The organism is Ralstonia pickettii (assembly GCF_000607165.1).
Lineage (GTDB): Bacteria > Pseudomonadota > Gammaproteobacteria > Burkholderiales > Burkholderiaceae > Ralstonia > Ralstonia holmesii.
In genome coordinates this window covers 1-1,325 of sequence record NZ_JFZG01000023.1, presented here as the reverse complement: position 1 = coordinate 1,325, position 1,325 = coordinate 1, and the positions used below count along the sequence as shown (strand labels likewise).

Genomic DNA, 1,325 nt, shown 5'->3' with positions numbered 1-1,325 from the left:
TGAATCGCCCCGGGTTTTGCGGAGGCTCTCACTCTTGAGAGAATGCGAGCCATGAGCAAGAACAACGCAAACAAGTTTTCCCCGGAAGTGCGCGAGCGCGCCGTGCGCCTGGTGCAGGAGTCGCGCGGCGAGTACCCGTCGCTGTGGGTGGCGGTCGAGTCCATCGCGCCCAAGATCGGCTGCTCGGCGCAGACGCTGCTGACCTGGGTCAAGCGCCACGAAGTCGACAGCGGACAGCGCGAAGGCGTCACCACCAGCGAGCGAGAACGCATCAAGGAGTTGGAGCGGGAGAACCGAGAGCTGCGCCGCGCCAACGACATCCTGCGCACTGCCAGCGCTTTTTTCGCGCAGGCGGAGCTCGACCGCAAGCTGAAGTCGTAAACACCTACATCGACCGGCACCGGGAGGTTTACGGGGTCGAGCCGATCTGCAAGGTGTTGCAGGTTGCCTCGTCGGCCTATCGGCGCCATGCCGCACGGCTGCGTGATCCGTCACGGCGCAGCGACCGTGCGCGTCGTGATGAACGGCTCATGCCGCAAGTCCAGCGAGTGTGGCAGGAGAACCATCGCGTCTACGGCGCCGACAAGGTCTGGCGGCAACTGAACCGCGAGGGCGTGACGGTTGCCCGCTGCACGGTCGAGCGATTGATGCGCGCCCAGGGACTGCAAGGTGTGCGGCGCGGCAAGCGGCTGCGAACGACCATCGCTGACGACGCCGCCAGTCGCCCGGTGGATCGCGTCAACCGGCAGTTCCGGGCCGACCGTCCCAATCAGCTCTGGGTCTCGGACTTCACCTACGTCTCGACATGGCAGGGTTGGCTGTACGTGGCCTTCGTCGTCGACGTCTACGCCAGGCGCATCGTCGGCTGGCGCGTGAGCAAATCCATGACGACGGACTTCGTGCTCGATGCGCTGGAGCAGGCCCTATACGCTCGCCAGCCTGGCAACGACGGTTCTCTGACCCACCACTCCGATAGGGGATCGCAGTACGTCAGCATCCGCTATAGCGAACGCCTGGCCGAAGCCGGCATCGAGCCGTCGGTCGGCAGCCGTGGCGACAGTTACGACAACGCCTTGGCCGAGACGATCAATGGCTTGTACAAGGCCGAGCTGATCCATCGCCGCGCGCCTTGGAAAACCAGGGAATCCGTCGAACTGGCAACACTGGAATGGGTCGCTTGGTTCAACCATAAGCGCCTGCACTCATCCATCGGCTATATCCCGCCCGCCGAGGCTGAGGCAAACTACTACAACCAACTCGGCAAAACCGCCGACGAGGCCGTTTTACTTTAACCAAACAGCCTCCGCGAAAACCGGGGCGATTCA

General features: G+C 63.7%; 1 protein-coding gene and 1 other annotated feature. The gene reads left to right on the top strand.

What is annotated here, in order from left to right:
• Positions 1–42: 42 nt before the first annotated feature.
• Positions 43–1,292, top strand: a protein-coding gene (locus BG83_RS0117555; protein WP_085960508.1) for an IS3-like element ISRme15 family transposase whose coding sequence is annotated in 2 segments (ribosomal slippage) — positions 43–337 and positions 337–1,292 — 1,251 coding nt in all. Because the reading frame shifts where the segments join, the coding sequence is not laid out codon by codon here.
• Positions 336–452, top strand: a sequence feature (AL1L pseudoknot). It overlaps the preceding gene by 117 nt.
• Positions 1,293–1,325 lie beyond the last annotated feature (33 nt).